Raw genomic sequence first — 15675 nt, 5'->3', positions numbered from 1 at the left:
GCGGAGGGTGAGGTGGGGGTTGCGGTGGGTGGGTTATTGACGGGTGTGGGGGTCGGGGGACTGGTCGGGGAGGGCGGTTCCGGTATTCTGACCGGCGGTCTACCGCCAGCAGGCCGCCGATCGGCGCCGGCGGGGGCCGCCGCCGCGCAGTGATCTCACCGGGGGGCCGGCGGACGACGAAAGGATGCTTTCGTGCGCAGGTCCATGCCCGTGCGGCGGCGCTTACACAGGCCGCTGATCACCCTGCTCGCCGCCGTCGCGTTGCTGCTCGGCGTCGGTGCCGTCCCGGCGTACGCCGAGCCCAACGAGGGGGGCAGCAAGAAGCTGCGGGACACCTTGGAGGCCACCGCCAAGGCGCACATCGAGGCCAAGCGCAAGCTCGACAGCTCCAAGAAGCGTCAGAAGAAGATGGCCAAGGAGCTGTCCGAGCTGGAGGGGCGGCTGACCGAGCTGAGCGTGATGGTCGGTGAGGTGGCCGCACAGTCGTACCGGATCGGCCGGCTCAGTGCCGCCGCCGCGCTGCTGGACAGCGGCACCCCTGAGGCGTTCGTGCAGCGGGCAGCCAGCCTGGACATGATGGCCCAGCGGGACGGCCGCCGGGTGCGCGAGCTGACCGAGGCCCGCGAGCAGACCCGGCAGGCCAAGCTCGCGATCAACGCCGAGGTGCGGGAGCAGACCAAGCAGCTCGCCGTGATCGCGAAGAAGAAGAAGGAGACCGAGGCGGCGTTGGCCGCGGTCAGCTCGGGCACCAGCGGCGGCTTCAGCGGCGGCAGCGCCACCTCGGCCAAGCCGGCGCCGCGCAACGCCAACGGCTCCTGGCCGTCCGAGTCCTGCTCGGTGAACGACCCGACCACCTCCGGCTGCATCACGCCCCGCACCCTGCACGCGCTCCAGCAGACCAAGGCCGCTGGATACAAGCGGTACGTCTCCTGCTACCGCAGCGGTGGTTCCGGTGAGCACCCCAAGGGTCGGGCCTGTGACTTCTCCGCCGCCACCAACGGCTTCGAGAACCGCACGGCCACCGGCGGGGACAAGGCGTACGGGGACAGCCTGGCCGCCTGGCACGTACGCAACGCCGACCGGCTCGGTGTGCTGTACGTCATCTGGTACCGGCAGATCTGGCATCCGGGCACCGGCTGGCGAGCGTACGGCGGTAGCGGCAGTCCCGCCGCAGACCACACGAACCATGTTCATCTCTCGATGTACTGACCCGCGGCCGTCGGCGGGCTGCGTACCATCGCCACGATGAGCTCTCCATCTCCTGACGTCGCGGCACCCACCGCGTCGGCCGAGCCGGCGACCCCACGGGCGCTGCCCAACGGGCTCGCCGCGTTTCTGGTCTTCTACTCCAGCGGTGCCGTCCTGGTCCTGGAGACCGCCGCGCTGCGCCTGGTCGGGCCGTACGTCGGGGTGACGCTTCAGGTGACCAGCTCGGTCATCGGCATCGCACTGGCCGCTATCGCGTACGGGGCCTGGGCGGGTGGCTGGCTGGCCGACAAGCGCAATCCGCGTACGCTGCTGGCCCCGGCCCTGGTGCTCTCCGGCATCGCCACCGCGATCACCCTGCCGGCGGTGCGCTACGCGGGCGAGGTGCTCAAGGGTGACACCGCAAGCGCGATCCTGCTGCTGGTCGCGGTCGCCGTGTTCGCCCCCGCGATGCTGCTGTCCGCGGTCACCCCGCTTGTGGTCAAGCTGCAACTCGCCGACCTGCGCCGCACCGGCCAGGTGGTCGGCCGGCTCTCCGGCATCGGCACGCTGGGTGCCGTCACGGCCACCCTGGTCACCGGGTTCGTGCTGGTCGCCGCGCTGCCCAGCACGGTCATCCTGTTCGGGCTGGCCGCCTCGCTCGGCATCACCGGCATCGCCCTCGGCGTGTACCTGCACCGCCAGGACCGGGCGACGCTGCCCGGCCCGGCCCGGGTCAAGGCCGCGCTGGCGGTGCTCGGCCTGGCCGGCGCGGGGCTGACCACGATCGCGCCGAACCCGTGTGACGTGGAGACGGCGTACCACTGTGCCCGGGTCGAGGCCGATCCGGGCCGCGAGAGCGGGCGAACGCTGCTGCTCAACTCGGCCCAGCACTCGTACGTGGATCTCGCCGACCCGACCCACCTGGAGTACGCGTACACCCGGTGGATCGGGGCGGTGGCCGACGTGATGGCGCCCGAGGGGCAGCGGCTCGACGCACTGCACCTGGGCGGGGGCGGGTTCACCGTGCCGCGCTACCTGACCGCCACCCGACCGGGCACCGACAACCTGGTCTTCGAGCTCGACGGCGGGCTCGTCGACCTGGGCGAGCAGCACCTCGGCGTACGCCAGGGGCCGGATCTCGAGGTGATGGTGGGCGACGCCCGGCTGTGGACGGCCCGGCAGGCGACGGACAGCCGGGATTTCGTGGTCGGTGACGCGTTCGGGCATCTGGTGGTGCCCTGGCACCTGGCCACCCGGGAGATGGCCGCCGACATCAGGCGGGTCGTCCGCCCCGGCGGGGTGTACGTGCAGAACGTCATCGACTATCCGCCGCTGCGGTTCATCCGCAGCGAGGTGGCCACCGTCGCTGCCGAGTTCCGGCATGTCGCGCTGGTCGCCCCACCCGAGGCACTGGCCGGCGAGCGGGGTGCGAACTTCCTCATCGTCGCCTCCGACGCGCCGTTGCCGCTGGCCGCGCTGCGCGCCCGGCTGGACGCCGACAACGAGCCGGTAAGCCTGCTCAGCGGCGGGGATCTCACCGACTTCGTCGGTGACGCGTTGGTGCTCACCGACGACTACGCGCCGGTGGACCAACTGCTCGCCACCGCCTGATCGGGTGACATCGTTGACCGAATCCGCTCAGAAAGGTGTAGCGGGGTTCGCTTCGGGCAACAAGGCCGACCATGGGTGCAGAGGTACGCAGGGGCGCGCAGCTGCTTGGTGAGCGGTACCGGTTGATCGAGCAACTGGGCACGGGCGGGATGTCCGTCGTCTGGCGTGGCTACGACGAGGTGCTGGGCCGGCAGGTCGCGGTCAAGGTCCTGGCGTCCCGGCTGGCCAGCGACCGGGCGTTCCGCCACCGGATCCGCAGCGAGGCCCAGGCCGCCGCCCGGCTCTGCCACCCCAACATCACAAATGTGTACGACTACGGCGAGTCCCAGCAGGTCGGGCTGACCGTGCCGTACGTGGTGATGGAGCTGATCGACGGCGCGCCGCTGACCGCCCGGCTCTCCGGGGTGGGCGTCCTGCCCTGGCGGGAGGCGGTGACGATCGCGGCCGAGGTGTCCTCCGCGCTGGCCACCGCACATGCCCGTGGCGTGGTGCACCGCGACGTGACCCCCGGCAACGTGATGCTCACCGCGACCGGCGTGAAGGTTGTCGACTTCGGCATCTCGGCGTTGGTGGGGGAGAGCGAGAAGAGCGCGGACGGCACGCTGCTCGGCACGCCCGCCTACCTCGCCCCGGAACGCCTCGACAACGGTCAGGTAAGTCCCGCCACCGACGTGTACGCGGTGGGCCTGCTGCTCTACCGGATGCTCACCGGCCGGCTGCCCTGGCAGGCCGACACCACCACCCAGATGCTGCGGGCGCACATGTACCGCGAACCGGAACCCATGCCGACGGTGCCGGAGCTGCCCGCGGGGGTCGCCGAGCTGGTGCACCGCTGCCTGGCCAAGCGGCCGGCGGACCGGCCCGGTACGGCCGAGCTGGCCCGTACCCTCGCCGAAGCGGTCGGCAAGATCCCGGCCGTGCCGGTGTCGCTGGCCGACCAGCGGACCGATCCGATGCTGCTGGCCAGCGCCGGCACCACAATCCTGCCCTGGTCGGCGGCGACGGATGCGCTGCCGCTGATGGGTCTGCGTACCGCTCGGCGGCTGGACCGTCGACGCCGGGTCGAGGCGGCGGTGGCCGCCGTCGCGCTGATGGCCGTCACCGCGGCGGTGTGGGGAGTCACCTCGCGCAGCCCGGCCAGCGGTGGCATCGACCAGCCCACCCAGGCTCGGATGGGTGGCGAGGACCGGATCCCGTGCCAGGTGTCGTACGCGCTGCGCAAGGACTCCGGCAAGGACTTCACCGCCGAGTTGAGCCTGACCAACACCGGCGACCGGGAACTGCGGGACTGGACGGTCCGGTTCGCCTTCCCCGGCGGGCAGCAGGTGACCGGGGCGAGCCCGGTGCCGGCCCGCCAACAGGGGCACGCGGTCGCGGTCCAGGCCGCCCCGGACCATCCCGCCCTGGCACCCGGCGCGACCGAGAAGTTGCGCCTGACCGGGACGTACACCGGGACGAATCCGCTGCCGGTGGAGTTCCGGCTGGGTGACGAGCGGTGCGGGGTGCAGGTGTCCGGCATCGCCGGCAGCGCACCGACCCCGAAGCCGGTGAAGGCCGCCGGTGGCAAGGCCGGTTCCGGTGGTTCGGACAAGGCGAAGACGAAACCGGAGAAGGCCAAGCCGGGCAAGAAGGCCGAGCCGGGCAAGAAGGACACCCCTGCCAAGAAGAAGGGCCCCGACAAGAAGGACCAGCAGGCCAAGGGGACCCCGGCGAAGGGGAAGCCGGAGAAGACCAAGGCGGCCAAGCGGGGCAAGCCGAAGCCGCCACCCGGCAGGAAGGCCTGAGTGATCGGGGTCAGGACAGCGAGGCGAAGGCCTGGACCTGCTCGATGGTTCCCTCGACGATGACGATGTCGTCGGGGCGGAGCAGCAGGCTGTCGGAGACGTAGTGGTAGCGCTGCTCGGCTGGCCGCTTGACCCCGATGATCCGTATCCCGTAGCGGTCGAGCAGTTGCTGTTCAGTGACGTGATGCCCGGTCACCGGGGCGGGCACGTGCATCTTCGCGATCGCGAAGGCGTCACCGAACTCCATGAAGTCGAGCATCCGGCTGGCGATCAGATGCGCCAGCCGCTCGCCGGTCTCCTTCTCGGGAAAGATCACGTGCTGCGCGCCGACCGATGACAGGATCTTCGAATGCTGGGTCGAGGTGGCCCGCGCCCAGATCTGCGGCACGCCCAGTTCGACGAGCGCGAGCACGGTGAGCACGCTGGACTCCAGGGAGGCGCCGATGGCCACCACAACCCGGTTCAGGTCGGCCACCCCGAGTTGACGCAACGCCTGGTCGTCGGTGGAATCGGCCTGCGCCACCTGGTCGAGCAGCGCCGACCACTTCTGCACCCGCCGGGAATCACGGTCGATGGCGAGCACGGTGTGACCGAGAGCGCTCAGCGATTCGGCCAGGCGGGCGCCGAACCGGCCGAGGCCGATCACGGCGATGCCTCCCGAGTCCGGTTTGCTAGCCGACAATGGGTTGCTCCTCTGGATAGCGGTAGAGCCGGTGACGGGTGTTCAGGGCGATCGCCGAGCCGAGAGTGAGCGGACCGACCCGGCCGACGTACATCAGCACGGTCAGCAGGAGAAGGCCGCTGTCAGGAAGGATCGACGTCACGCCGACCGACAGACCTGTGGTGCTGAACGCCGAGGTGATCTCGAACAGCGCCGAGTGGAACGGCACCTTGTTGGTCACGGCGATCAGCAGGGAGGTGCCGGCGGCCACGATCGCGACGCTGAGCAGGCTGACCGTGACCGCCTGCCGCTGGCTGGCGGTGGCCACCCGCCGGTGCCCGACCGTGACGTCCGGCTCGCCACGGATCTCCGCCCAGATGACGAAGGCGAGCAGGAAGAAGGTGGTGACCTTGATGCCTCCGGCGGTGCTGGCGCTGCCGCCACCGATGAACATCATCCCGGTCAGCAGCGGATAACTCTCCTCCCGCAGGCCGGCGGTGGACACCACCTCGATCCCGCCGGTACGCGACAGCGCGATCTGGGTGAACGCGGCGAGCAGTTTGTCGGCGACGGCGTACTGGCCGATGGTCCGGGTGTTGCCCCACTCGATCAGCAGGAACGTCAGGAAGCCGAAGCCGACCAGGGCGGCGCTGCCCCAGATGGTCAGCTTGGTGGCGACCGCCCACCGGATCGGCTTGCGCCACTCGCGGACCGCCTCGAACAGGGCCGGAAATCCGAGGCCGCCGATGATGCTGCCCAGCGCCAGCGGCAGGCTGACCCACGGATCGCGGGAGAAGGTCAGCAGACCGTGCGGGTAGAGCGAGAAGCCGGAGTTGTTGAACGCCTGGATGGCGTGGAAGCCGCCCGACCACAGGGCGCGCCCCAGCGGGTAGTCGTAGCCCAGCCAGAGCCGAGTGGTGACGATGGCCGTCATCACCGCCTCGCAGACCAGCACCGTCGCCCCGATGTGCAGCAGCAGGCGACGGAGGTTGGCGATCCCGTACTCCATGGTCTCCGCCTGCACCAGCAGCCGGTTCTGCAGGCCGAGCCGCCGGGACACGGTCAGGATCACCAGCGCCGCGCCGGTGAGGATGCCCAGCCCGCCGATCTGCGTCAGCGCCGTGATCACGATCAGGCCGGGGGTGGACCAGAAGGTCGGGGTGTCCACGGCGGCCAGCCCGGTGACCGAGATCGCCGAGGTGGCGGTGAACAGGGCGGTGAGCATCGGCGCCGCCTCGTGGCCGATCGTCATCGACGGCAGCATCAGCAGGCCGGTGCCGATTCCGATCGCCACCAGGAAAGCGAGCGGCACCAGCCGTACGGGGTGACGAAGGAACCGGCGCACCAGACAATCTTCTGATTTCAGCCGATCCCGAACTGCGGAAATCGGAATCCCGAGGATTCACCGGCGATCAGGTGCGGACCACCTGCCAGCCAGCTCGCTCTGCATGCACGATGACCCGACGGGCCGGGTGGTGGCGGATGACGACACAGGGTGGGGCTTGGCCGTGGGAGGTCGGGCCATGGTCTTGCCGACGGGTCACTGCCTCACCGTCATCGCTGTAACCGGAAGCCACCCACCTCCGGCTACTTGTGTGCGTCCGCCACATAGCCCGTGGGTGACGTCACTTCTAGCGTGAGCCGACACATAAGGTTTCCCTCCCTCTGAGTCCTCACGTGGAGTCGCAATGACGGTCCGGACGACACGGCGGGTGTTCCTGTCCGCCGCAACGATGATGGCCGCGGCGATGGTCGCCACGGCCTGTGGCAGCCCGCAGGACACCGCCAACGGCGGTGGCGACAGCGCCGCGCCGGTGAAGGTTGGCCTGGTCTATTCCCAGTCGGGTGCGCTGGCCAGTTACGGAAAGCAGTACATCGAAGGGTTCCGGGCCGGTCTGGACTTCGCCACCGGCGGCACCAACAAGGTCGGCGACCGGGCGATCGAGATCACCGAGGTCGACGACGCCGGTGACCCGGCGAAGGCGGTCTCCGCGGCCAAGGACCTGATCGGCAAGGGCAACAAGATCATCGCTGGCTCGACGGCGTCCGGTGTGGCGCTCCAGGTCGCCCCGATCGCCGCGCAGAACAAGGTGCTGTTCATCTCCGGCCCGGCCGCCACCGACGCGGTGACCGGCGTGAACAAGTACACGTTCCGTTCCGGGCGGCAGTCGTACCAGGACGTGGTGACCGCCAGGTCGTTCATCGGCGACCCGACCGGCAAGAAGGTCGTGGTGTTCGCCCAGGACGGCGCGTTCGGCGACGCCAACGAGGCCGCCGTCAAGGAGATCATCGGGGGCGCCGGGGCGACCGTCAGCGCGGTCCGGGCACCGGCCAGCGCCACCGAGTTCACCCCGTTCGCCAGCCAGATCAAGTCCGCCAAGCCGGACCTGCTCTTCGTCGCCTGGGCCGGCACCACCGCCCCGGCGATGTGGCAGACGCTGGACCAGCAGGGCGTACTCAGCTCCACCACGGTCGTCACCGGCCTGGACATCCGCGCCTCCTGGCCCACCTTCGGCGCGGCCGGCACCAAGATCTCCTTCCTGTCGCACTACTTCGACGGGGCCAGCGACACCGAGGCAGCCACGGCTGCGAAGGCGAAGATCCCCGGTGGCACCCTCGACCTGTTCCACCCGGACGGCTTCGCCGCCGCCCAGATGGTGGTCCGGGCCGTACAGGAGGGCGGCGACGACGTCGAGAAGATGATCACCGCGCTGGAGGGCTGGAGCTTCGAGGGCGTCAAGGGCACCATGACCATCCGCGCCGAGGATCACGCCCTGCTCCAGCCGATGTACCAGGCGAGCCTGACCGGCAGCGGCGACACCTTCACCGCCACCGCCCAGAAGGCACTCACCGGTGACGAGGCCGCGCCGCCGGTCCAGGCGATGAAGGGCTGAGGTACGCCATGCTCGCCACCCGCGGTCTGACCTGGCGGATCGGTGAGGTCGCCATCGTCGACGCCGTCGACATCGACCTGGCACCCGGGGAGTTCCTCGGCGTGATCGGGCCCAACGGCGCCGGCAAGACCTCACTGTTCAACCTGATCACCGGCCTGCGTCGGCCCACCGAGGGCCAGGTCACCCTGGACGGACAGGACATCTCCACCCTGCCGCCGCACCGGCGGGCCCGGCTCGGTCTGGGGCGTACCTTCCAGGCGTCCTCGGTCTTCGGCTCGCTGAGCGTGCGGGAGAACGTCCGGCTCGCCGTGCAGGCACACCGCGGGGGTTCGATGAAGCTGTGGCGGCGGGCGGCGGCCGACCGGGAGGTGGCCGCCGCCGCCGACGCGGCGCTGGACCGGGTCGGCCTCACTCACCGGGGTACGGCGTTGGCCGGCACCCTCGCGCACGGCGAGAAGCGCAAGCTGGAGATCGCGCTGCTGCTGGCCGGCGAACCACGGGTGATGCTGCTCGACGAGCCGATGGCCGGGGTCAGCGCCGAGGACGTACCGGAACTGGTCCAGGTCATCCGCTCGTTGACCGGCGACAGCGGTCGGTCGGTGCTGATGGTCGAGCACCACATGGACGTGATCCTCGAACTGGCCGACCGGATCGCCGTGATGCACCACGGCGCCCTGCTGGCCTGCGACACCCCGGAGACGGTGATGGCCAACCCGACGGTGCAAGAGGCCTACCTGGGGGAGGAGCTCTGATGGAGCCGATCTTGGCAGTGCAGGACCTGTCGGTACGGATCGCCGGACTGCACATCCTGCAAGGGGTTTCGTTCACGGTCTCGCCGACCGGGGTCACCGTGCTGCTCGGCCGCAACGGCGTCGGCAAGACCACCACGCTGCGCGCCCTGGTCGGGCTGACCCCCCGCAACGGCGAGGTGCGCGGCACGGTCCGGATGCAGACCCAGACCCTGCTCGGCCAACCGACACACCGGCTGGTGCGCGGCGGGCTCGGCTACGTGCCGGAGGACCGGTGCGTCTTCGCCGGCCTCACCGTCGCGGAGAACCTGCGGCTCGCCGAACGGCGCGGCAGCACCGCGGCGTACGACCGGGTTTTCGCGCTCTTTCCCGAGTTGCAGCGACGGTCCCGGCAGCGGGCCGGTTCGCTCTCCGGCGGGCAGCAGCAGATGCTCGCCATCGGCCGGGTGCTGATCAACGACAACCGGCTGCTGCTGGTCGACGAGCCGACCAAGGGGTTGGCGCCGAAGGTGGTGACCGAGGTGGCCGAGGTGTTGGCGCGGGTCGCCGAATCCGTGCCGGTGCTGCTTGTGGAGCAGAACCTGGCCGTGGTCCGGCGGTTGGCCCGCGACGCGGTGGTGCTGGCCGCCGGCCAGGTGGCCTGGACCGGCGACGCGCAGCGGCTGCTCGCGGAGACCGAACTGACCCGGTCGCTGCTCGGCGTCGGCTCGGCCGAGGGCCACCACACCGCGCCCGGGGGCCATCACGCCGCGCCCGGCAGCGGACGGAAGGACGGGCACTGATGGACGCGGTCATCCTGTTGACGCTGACCGGGCTCGGTCTGGCGGCGCTCTACTTCCTGGTGGCCTCCGGCCTGTCACTGGTCTTCGGCCTGGCCGACGTGCTCAACTTCGCGCACGGGCTGTTCCTCGGCGTCGGGGCGTACGCGACCTGGTGGGCGGCGGGGAACCTGCCCGGCGCCGGGTCTGACGGCTTCGGTTTCGTGGTCGCGGTCGCCTTCGGGGTGGCCGCCGGCACGCTGATGGCGGTGCTGGTGGAGCTGGTGCTGATCCGGCCGCTCTACTCCCGCACCATCGAGCAGGTGCTGGTCACCGTCGGCCTCTCCCTGGCCGGGGTGGCGTTGTTGCAGGCCACCTGGGGTGCCGACGCCCGGCCGTTCCCGCGTCCGGAGTGGACCCGGCAGGTGACGACGATCCTCGGTGCACAGGTACCCAACGGGGGGTTGCTGCTGATCGTCGCCGCGGTGCTGGTGCTCGCCGCGATCCTGGCCTTCCTCCAGTGGACTCGCTACGGCCTGATCATCCGGGCCGGGGTGGAGAACCGGGAGATGGTGACCGCGCTGGGCATCGACGTCCGCAAGGCGTTCACCCTGGTCTTCGCCATCGGTGGCGCGGCGGCGGCGCTGGCCGGCGCGCTGGGCAGCGTCTACTTCGGCACCGTCTCACCCCAGCAGGGCGGCTCGCTGCTGATCTTCGCGTTCATCGTGGTGGTCATCGGCGGCATGGGCTCGGTCGTCGGGTCCGCGTACGCGGCGGTTGCGGTCGGGCTGCTGCAACAGTTCGTCAACTACTACGGCACCTCCGGGCTGGGCGACATCTGCGTGGTCGCGCTGCTGGCCGTGGTGCTGCTGCTGCGCCCGCAGGGCATCGCCGGAAAGGTGGCAACGGCATGACCGAGGTCAAGAGTCCCGAGGTCACGGCACCTGCGGCGGCGGTGCCGTCGGAGCCGGCCGGCTGGTCCCGGCTGCGCCCGTTCCTGCCCCTGGTCGTGCTGGCCGTGGCGCTGATCCTGCCGTACTCGACGCTGCACCTGCCGGGCATCTTCGAGGGCGCGCTGAACTCGCCCGGCACCCTGCAACTGCTCGCCGTCTGCCTGGTCTTCGGTGGCCTGGCGGCCGGCTACGACCTGCTGTTCGGGCGGACCGGGATGCTCTCCTTCGGCCACGCCCTCTACTTCGCCGCCGGCGTGTACGGCACCGACATCCTGATCACCCGGGTCGGGCTGCCGCTCTGGCAGGCCGCGCCGCTGGCGATCGTCGGTGGGATCATCCTGGCCGGTCTGGTCGGCGCGGTGGCGCTGCGTACGGTCGGCATCGCCTTCGCCATGGTGACGCTGGCCTTCGCCCAGGTCGGGGCGATCCTGGTGGCCCGCGACTTCGGTGGACTCACCGGTGGTGAGGAGGGGCTGCCGCTGGACGTGGCCGGGGTGCCGTCCGGGCTGGTCGGCGTGGCCAACACGGTGAACCTGTACTGGCTGGCGTTGGCGTACCTGGTCGTGGTGGTCTTCGTGGTGCACCGGGTCAGCAACTCGCCGACCGGGCGGGTGCTGGCCGGAGTACGCGACGACGAGCGGCGCATCGGCGTGCTCGGGCTCGATCCGTACCGTTTCAAGCTTGTCGCCTTCACCCTGGCCGGTGGTCTGGCCGCGGCGGGCGGGGTGGTCTACTGCCTGATCGTCGGCGGTGCCTCGCCGCACATCACCAGCAGTGAGCTGACCCTGTCGCTGCTGGTGATGGTGGTGCTCGGAGGTCCCGGCACCCGCTGGGGTCCGGTGCTGGGCGGCATCCTCTACATGTACCTGGACCACCGGCTGATCTCGGTGGGCAGTTCCGGTGCGATCGACGCGCTGCCGGCCTTCCTGAGCCGGCCGCTGTCCCAGCCCCTCTTCGTCCTCGGCACCGTCTTCATCCTGGCCGTCTACTTCTTCCCCGGTGGCCTGGCCAGCCTCGCCCCCCGGCTCGCCCTGCTGCGCAACGCCCTGCGTCTCGGCCCGCGTCGGGAGAGCTGATCGCGGGCTGGCGGGCGGCACACCGCGCCGCCCGCTAGCCTCGTGATCCAGTGAGAACCAGGACGCGGGGGAGCGTGGCGTGGACGAGCGGTTGGCAGTGGTCAGTGGCGGTGGTACGGGAATCGGGGCGGCCGTGGCGCGGACGCTTGTCGCCGACGGGTGCTCGGTGCTCATCCTCGGCCGGCGGGCGGAGGTGCTCGCGGCGACGGCCGAACGGATCGGGTCGGAGACCGGCCGACCGGAGGCGGTACGCGCGGTGAGTGTCGACCTCACCGACCCCGAACAGATCGGCCGGGTGGTCGAGGCGGTCGACGGGCGGCCGGTCGACGTGCTTGTCAACAACGCCGGCGGCTTCCACAGCGCGCAGGACGACACGCTGGCCGGGATCGCCGCGAACTGGCGGGCGACCCTGGACACCAACGTGCTCACCGCCGTGCTGCTCACCGCGGCGCTGCGACCGGCGCTGCGTCGTCCCGGCGGGCGGGTGATCCTGATCAGTTCGATCGCCGCCCAGCGGGGCGGAGGTGACGCGTACTCGGCGGCGAAGGCGGCACTGCACGGCTGGGCGTACAGTCTCGCGGCCGAACTGGGGCCCGAGCAGATCACGGTCAACGTGGTCAGCCCCGGCTACGTCGCGGAGACCGAGTTCTTCGTCGGCCGGATGACCCCCGAGGGCCACGCCAAGCGGGTCGCCGCGACCCTCGTCGGCCGAGCCGGCACCCCCGACGACATCGCCGAATCCGTCCGCTACCTCGCCAGCCCCGCCGCCAGCTTCGTCACCGCCCAGATCCTCGGCGTCAACGGCGGCTCAGTCCTGGGCCGCTGACCCCCGCGCGCCTCCCCCTCAGCCCGCGTTGATCAAGAGGTTTGCGTCTGGATCGGGGTGCCTGCAGACGCAAACCTCTTGATCAACCTCGCGCTGCGGTCAGCCGTTGAGGAGGTCGTAGGCGGAGGTGGGGGCCTTCTGGGCCTCGTCGGGGGTGAGGGCGGCGATGGGGGGAGTGGTGCCGAAGTCGTAGTACTCCACCACGTACTCGCTCGCCTTCTTCTTGCCGGCGGCGGGGATCTTCAGGGTGAGCGTGGTGAGGTTGCCGTCCGCGCCGACGACGGCGGTGAACGGGATCGGCTCGGCGGCGTCGCCGAGCGTGGCGATTCCCTCCAGGGCGTCCGCCAGGTCCGGCTGGTCGGTCGGGTCGATCACTCCGGTGTACGACCCGGCCTCGCCGGCCTGCACGTCGCTGGCGGCGCGAATGATCACCTCGGCGTTGCCGGGGTCGGTGCCCTGGTACGTGGGCAGCGTGTCCGGACCGTCGAGCTTCGCCGGGTCCATCTCCATCCACTTGGTGGGCAGCTTCATCAGCTTCTGGATGTCCTTCGAACCCTTGAAGTTGACCTTCATCCAGGTCCGCGAGTCGACCATCCGGAAGGACATCTCCAGGGTGAAGTCCTTGTCCTTGGTGACTGTGTCGATGTCCATGCCCCGGTTCACCGGGTCGATCACACCGGACACGTCGCCGGAGGTGTCGCTGGTGGTGAAGCGGAAGGCAGGGTCCTCGTCGGTCGGCACCGCCGCCAGCAACTCCTGCTTCGGGTCCGGCGGCGGCGGAGCCGCCTGCGGCGTCTCGTCGTCGCAGCCGGCCACCAGAGCGGCGGTGAGCAGGGCCACCGCGGTGACCGCGAGTCGCCGGCCCGTGACGGTGATGCCGGTTCGCTGTGTCATCTCGTCCTCTCTCACTTATCGAACGGCATCGTATGCCAGCGGTTGCGGCTGCGCTGCCGGTGACCCTTCGGGCGCTGGTGGACCGGTGCCCCTTCGGCGCTGGTAGAAAGGCCGGATGAGCCAGGAACGCAGCATGGTCCGGGAACGCGCCGAAGAAGTGTTGCGGCGGTTGGCCGGCAGCCACGCCCGGCTCCGCGAGGACCAGTGGAGGGCGATCGAGGCGCTTGTGGTCGACCGGCGGCGGGTGCTCTGCGTGCAACGTACGGGCTGGGGAAAGTCGGCCGTCTACTTCGTGGCCACCGCGCTGCTGCGTGACCAGCCCCACCCCGCCGGGCCGACGGTGATCGTCTCGCCGCTGCTGGCGCTCATGCGCAACCAGGTCGAGGCCGCCGCCCGCGCCGGCATCCAGGCTCGCACCATCAACTCCGCGAACCTCGACGAGTGGGACGCGATCACCGCGGAGATCCACGCCGGAGCGGTGGACGTGCTGCTGATCAGCCCGGAACGGCTGAACAATCCGGACTTCCGCGACGGTGTGCTGCCGAAGCTCGCCGCCACCACCGGCCTGCTGGTGGTCGACGAGGCGCACTGCGTCTCCGACTGGGGGCACGACTTCCGGCCGGACTACCGCCGGCTGCGGACCTTCCTGGGCAACCTGCCGGCACACACGCCGGTGCTGGCCACGACGGCCACCGCCAACACCCGGGTGACCCGGGACGTGGCCGAGCAACTCGGCACCGAGGTGGCCGTCCCCGGGCCGGAGGTGCTGGTGCTGCGGGGCAGCCTGGACCGCGAGTCGTTGCGGTTGGGCGTACTCGACCTGCCCACCCCGGCGCACCGGCTCGGCTGGCTCGCCGACCACCTGGACCAACTGCCGGGCTCCGGCATCATCTACACGTTGACCGTGGCCTCGGCGACGGAGACCGCCGAGTTCCTGCGCACCCGGGGCTGGTCGGTGGCGGCGTACACCGGGCAGGCGGAGGACACCGACCGCCGCGCCGCCGAACAGGACCTGCTCGACAACAAGATCAAGGCGCTGGTGGCGACAAGCGCCCTCGGCATGGGCTTCGACAAGCCGGACCTCGGTTTCGTGGTGCACCTGGGTGCCCCGCCCTCACCGATCGCCTACTACCAGCAGGTCGGCCGGGCCGGTCGAGCCGTCGAACACGCCGAGGTGCTGCTGCTGCCCGGCGTCGAGGACGCGGCCATCTGGCGGTACTTCGCCTCGCTCGCCTTCCCGCCCGAGGACCAGGTCCGCGCGGTCCTCGCCGCCCTGCACACCGACCGGCCGCTCTCCACCCAGGCCCTCGAACCCCTTGTCGACCTGCGTCGGGCCCGCCTGGAGATGATGCTCAAGGTGCTCGACGTCGACGGCGCCGTCCGCCGGGTCCGCGGCGGCTGGCTCGCCACCGGCGAGCCCTGGACCTACGACGCCGACCGGTTGCACCGCGTCGCCACCGCCCGCGCCGCCGAGCAACAGGCCATGCTGGAGTACGCCTCGACGACCGGTTGTCGGATGCGCTACCTGCGCGAATGCCTTGACGACGCCGGGGCCACCGACTGCGGCCGGTGTGACAGGTGCGCCGAACCCCTGTTCACGCCCGAGGTGTCACCGACGGCGTTGACCGCCGCACAGACCTTCCTCGGCCGACCCGGTGTGCCGATCGCGCCGAAGAAGCTCTGGCCGACCGGGCTGGAGGCGGTCGGCGTACCCCTCAAGGGGCGGATCGCCCCGGCGGAGCAGGCGCTGCCCGGTCGGGCCGTGGGCCGGCTCTCCGATCTCGGGTGGGGTGACCGGCTGCGCGGCCTGGTCGGGCCCGGTACCCCGGACGGGCCGGTGCCCGACGACGTGGCCGCCGCCGTCATCGAGGTGCTCAAGGCGTGGGCGCACGGGGACGACCCGTGGCCCAGCCGCCCGGTCGGGGTGGTCACCGTCGACTCGACGAGCCATCCCATCCTGATCGACTCGCTGGCGCAGCGAATCGCCGCCGTCGGACGGATCCCGCTGCTGGGTCGGGTGCTCCTCACCGGCCCGTCCGGCGCCCCACGCGGAAACAGCGCCCAGCGGGTACGCGCCCTGCACGGCACCCTCACCGTGCCCGACCCGCTCGCCGCCGCCCTGGCCGCCCTGACCGGCCCGATCCTGCTCGTCGACGACCTGGTCGAAACCGGCTGGACCCTCACCATGGCCACCCGCGAACTCCGCCGAGCCGCCGCCCCCGCCATCCTCCCCCTAGCCCTAGCCCTCACCGCCTAACCCACCCGCCCTCCCTCCCCTCCC

Annotated in this window: 13 protein-coding genes; 10 read left to right on the top strand and 3 right to left on the bottom strand. The window is 70.9% G+C overall.

The window, feature by feature from the left end; translation table 11 throughout:
- The first annotated feature begins 204 nt into the window (after nt 1-204).
- The 3 genes from C1A38_RS28625 to C1A38_RS28615 all read left to right on the top strand — a co-directional run bounded on the left by C1A38_RS28625 (nt 205) and on the right by C1A38_RS28615 (nt 4583).
- On the top strand, nt 205-1209 hold the full coding sequence (locus C1A38_RS28625) for a coiled-coil domain-containing protein (protein WP_102660807.1): 1005 nt from the start codon (nt 205-207) through the stop codon (nt 1207-1209).
- 36 nt (nt 1210-1245) lie between these two features.
- Nucleotides 1246-2799, top strand: a complete 1554-nt coding sequence (locus tag C1A38_RS28620) for a fused MFS/spermidine synthase (RefSeq protein WP_102660806.1) — start codon at nt 1246-1248, stop codon at nt 2797-2799.
- Between the two features lie 71 nt (nt 2800-2870).
- Nucleotides 2871-4583 carry a serine/threonine-protein kinase gene (locus tag C1A38_RS28615; protein WP_102660805.1) on the top strand — a complete coding sequence of 571 codons (1713 nt, stop codon included), beginning with the start codon at nt 2871-2873 and terminating at the stop codon, nt 4581-4583.
- A 10-nt stretch (nt 4584-4593) separates the two neighbouring features.
- On the opposite strand, the gene C1A38_RS28610 is transcribed toward C1A38_RS28615, so the two are convergent.
- Nucleotides 4594-5265: a potassium channel family protein gene (locus C1A38_RS28610; protein ID WP_102660804.1), complete on the bottom strand. Its 672-nt coding sequence runs from the start codon at nt 5263-5265 to the stop codon at nt 4594-4596.
- Nucleotides 5255-6589: a TrkH family potassium uptake protein gene (locus C1A38_RS28605; RefSeq protein WP_102660803.1), complete on the bottom strand. Its 1335-nt coding sequence runs from the start codon at nt 6587-6589 to the stop codon at nt 5255-5257. Before C1A38_RS28605 ends, C1A38_RS28610 begins: the two co-directional genes overlap by 11 nt.
- A gap of 343 nt (nt 6590-6932) precedes the next feature.
- Here C1A38_RS28605 and C1A38_RS28600 point away from each other — a divergent pair, with 343 nt between their 5' ends.
- From C1A38_RS28600 to C1A38_RS28575, 6 genes are all read left to right on the top strand, one after another.
- Complete coding sequence (locus C1A38_RS28600) at nt 6933-8138, top strand: substrate-binding domain-containing protein (protein WP_102660802.1); 1206 nt, start codon at nt 6933-6935, stop codon at nt 8136-8138.
- Nucleotides 8139-8146: 8 nt separating this feature from the next.
- Nucleotides 8147-8890, top strand: coding sequence for an ABC transporter ATP-binding protein (locus C1A38_RS28595; protein ID WP_102660801.1), 744 nt, complete (start codon nt 8147-8149; stop codon nt 8888-8890).
- Entirely contained in the window at nt 8890-9669 is a 780-nt protein-coding gene (locus C1A38_RS28590; RefSeq protein WP_102660800.1) for an ABC transporter ATP-binding protein, read from the top strand. Before C1A38_RS28595 ends, C1A38_RS28590 begins: the two co-directional genes overlap by 1 nt.
- The gene (locus C1A38_RS28585) at nt 9669-10559 is read left to right on the top strand and encodes a branched-chain amino acid ABC transporter permease (RefSeq protein ID WP_013736018.1); all 891 of its coding nucleotides are present in this window, start codon (nt 9669-9671) and stop codon (nt 10557-10559) included. Before C1A38_RS28590 ends, C1A38_RS28585 begins: the two co-directional genes overlap by 1 nt.
- Nucleotides 10556-11674: a branched-chain amino acid ABC transporter permease gene (locus tag C1A38_RS28580; protein WP_102660799.1), complete on the top strand. Its 1119-nt coding sequence runs from the start codon at nt 10556-10558 to the stop codon at nt 11672-11674. The genes C1A38_RS28585 and C1A38_RS28580 overlap by 4 nt, the downstream gene beginning before the upstream one ends.
- A gap of 79 nt (nt 11675-11753) precedes the next feature.
- Nucleotides 11754-12500, top strand: coding sequence for an SDR family NAD(P)-dependent oxidoreductase (locus C1A38_RS28575; protein ID WP_102660798.1), 747 nt, complete (start codon nt 11754-11756; stop codon nt 12498-12500).
- Between the two features lie 99 nt (nt 12501-12599).
- Here C1A38_RS28575 and C1A38_RS28570 read toward each other — a convergent pair whose 3' ends face one another.
- Nucleotides 12600-13394, bottom strand: coding sequence for a hypothetical protein (locus C1A38_RS28570; RefSeq protein WP_102660797.1), 795 nt, complete (start codon nt 13392-13394; stop codon nt 12600-12602).
- Nucleotides 13395-13509: 115 nt separating this feature from the next.
- On the opposite strand from C1A38_RS28570, the gene C1A38_RS28565 reads away from it, so the two are divergent.
- The gene (locus C1A38_RS28565; RefSeq protein WP_102660796.1) at nt 13510-15651 is read left to right on the top strand and encodes a RecQ family ATP-dependent DNA helicase; all 2142 of its coding nucleotides are present in this window, start codon (nt 13510-13512) and stop codon (nt 15649-15651) included.
- The last annotated feature ends 24 nt before the right edge of the window (nt 15652-15675 follow it).

Source organism: Verrucosispora sp. ts21 (assembly GCF_002879555.1).
Classification (GTDB): Bacteria; Actinomycetota; Actinomycetes; order Mycobacteriales; family Micromonosporaceae; genus Micromonospora; species Micromonospora gifhornensis.
This window is presented reverse-complemented; position numbering and strand designations above follow the sequence as displayed.

Bases quoted from the DNA above. Each gene is read 5' to 3' on its own strand.
- C1A38_RS28600 (WP_102660802.1), top strand. From the start codon at position 6,933: ATGACGGTCCGGACGACACGGCGGGTGTTCCTGTCCGCCGCAACGATG.
- C1A38_RS28625 (WP_102660807.1), top strand. From the start codon at position 205: ATGCCCGTGCGGCGGCGCTTACACAGGCCGCTGATCACCCTGCTCGCC.
- C1A38_RS28585 (WP_013736018.1), top strand. From the start codon at position 9,669: ATGGACGCGGTCATCCTGTTGACGCTGACCGGGCTCGGTCTGGCGGCG.
- C1A38_RS28580 (WP_102660799.1), top strand. From the start codon at position 10,556: ATGACCGAGGTCAAGAGTCCCGAGGTCACGGCACCTGCGGCGGCGGTG.
- C1A38_RS28565 (WP_102660796.1), top strand. From the start codon at position 13,510: ATGAGCCAGGAACGCAGCATGGTCCGGGAACGCGCCGAAGAAGTGTTG.
- C1A38_RS28570 (WP_102660797.1), bottom strand. From the start codon at position 13,394: ATGACACAGCGAACCGGCATCACCGTCACGGGCCGGCGACTCGCGGTC.
- C1A38_RS28590 (WP_102660800.1), top strand. From the start codon at position 8,890: ATGGAGCCGATCTTGGCAGTGCAGGACCTGTCGGTACGGATCGCCGGA.
- C1A38_RS28620 (WP_102660806.1), top strand. From the start codon at position 1,246: ATGAGCTCTCCATCTCCTGACGTCGCGGCACCCACCGCGTCGGCCGAG.
- C1A38_RS28595 (WP_102660801.1), top strand. From the start codon at position 8,147: ATGCTCGCCACCCGCGGTCTGACCTGGCGGATCGGTGAGGTCGCCATC.
- C1A38_RS28615 (WP_102660805.1), top strand. From the start codon at position 2,871: ATGGGTGCAGAGGTACGCAGGGGCGCGCAGCTGCTTGGTGAGCGGTAC.